Source organism: Photorhabdus stackebrandtii (assembly GCF_011189495.1).
Taxonomy (GTDB): Bacteria; Pseudomonadota; Gammaproteobacteria; order Enterobacterales; family Enterobacteriaceae; genus Photorhabdus; species Photorhabdus khanii.
The window spans coordinates 1-499 of the sequence record NZ_PUJV01000174.1; the positions used below are offsets into that span (position 1 = coordinate 1).

At 52.5% G+C, this 499-nt stretch carries 1 pseudogene; it reads right to left on the reverse strand.

Going from position 1 to position 499, the window contains the following annotated elements:
- Positions 1 to 93 precede the first annotated feature (93 nt).
- Positions 94 to 499 (reverse strand): annotated as a pseudogene (locus C5470_RS22210) (integrating conjugative element protein); the annotation flags it as partial.

Here is a 499-nt window from a genome sequence, read left to right on the forward strand (position 1 = left end):
ATCATTTTGAACCAAACCCGGATGATAACTTCAGGATGGACAATTGACGCATCGTTCAGCCGATGCGTATCCGGACTTTCAGTCCGTTAATCACTAACCCACCGACTTTAGTCGGTGGTTGTTGAGTTCTACCCGATTTTGTTCACGCTCAAGCGCGGTCAGTGCAGTATTTTGTGCAATCGCCCGGCGCAGCTCCATTTCATTCTTCAGCGCGACAATTTCTCTGTCCAGTATCGCAATGCGACGATCACTCTCTTCCATAGCTTGCGTCTGAGCAGCCGCATTTGGCTCTGCCTGTCCGGTTATCAACATTCGCCGCATAGTGAGCGCGGTCTCAATGGTGTCTGCCATCGCTAACTCACTGGCCAACCGACTCACCAAAGCCCCACTGTCCGGATCACGTTTCAGGGCCTGGATAACCCCGCGAGTCACCGCCAGGCTACCCGTTTTGAGTTTTGCCAGATTGACTACGGTAGGAGCATTTTCCCCGCTGATCAGT